This is a genomic window from Streptomyces sp. SID13726 (genome assembly GCF_010548375.1).
GTDB lineage: Bacteria > Actinomycetota > Actinomycetes > Streptomycetales > Streptomycetaceae > Streptomyces.
On the sequence record NZ_JAAGLY010000293.1, the window covers coordinates 1 to 497 of the forward strand.

1 protein-coding gene is annotated in these 497 nt (G+C 60.2%); it reads right to left on the reverse strand.

Annotated features, from left to right (window positions below):
- Positions 1-189: 189 nt before the first annotated feature.
- Positions 190-497: hypothetical protein (locus G3I78_RS47705; protein ID WP_203616519.1), on the reverse strand; the 308-nt coding region annotated here is incomplete at its 5' end.

Here is a 497-nt window from a genome sequence, read left to right on the forward strand (position 1 = left end):
CACGACTCGGACGCATGACACCCGTCGAGTTCGAGACCGTCTACGCTGCCAACACCCTGGCCCTCGCGGCCTGACTCGAAGAGTCAACCGAACCTGGGGCAGCCCCGAGTCGTCCTCACTGGGGCAGAACGGGTTCTTCGTGAAGGGAAGAACAGGCCGAGGGCCGCGGCGGTGTTCGGCGAGAACACTTCACAGCAGTGCACCACAAACTGACACGGCAAATGACGGGAGATACAGATGGGAAAGTTTGAACGATACCGCCTCGCCTCGCAGATTGGCCAGGGAGGCTTCGCAGAAGTTTTCGAAGCTGCCGAGGTAAACGATCCCCACACCGTTGTTGCCCTGAAGCGGCCTTTGGGAGTTCCATTTGCGGCGGAACGACTCCGCGGGGAGATCGATGTCCAGAGTCGGATCACCCATCCGAATGTCATGCCCATCCTCGACGCGGATGCGTCTGGCACGTGGTTCACCATGCCACTTGCGGAAGGAAGTCTTGA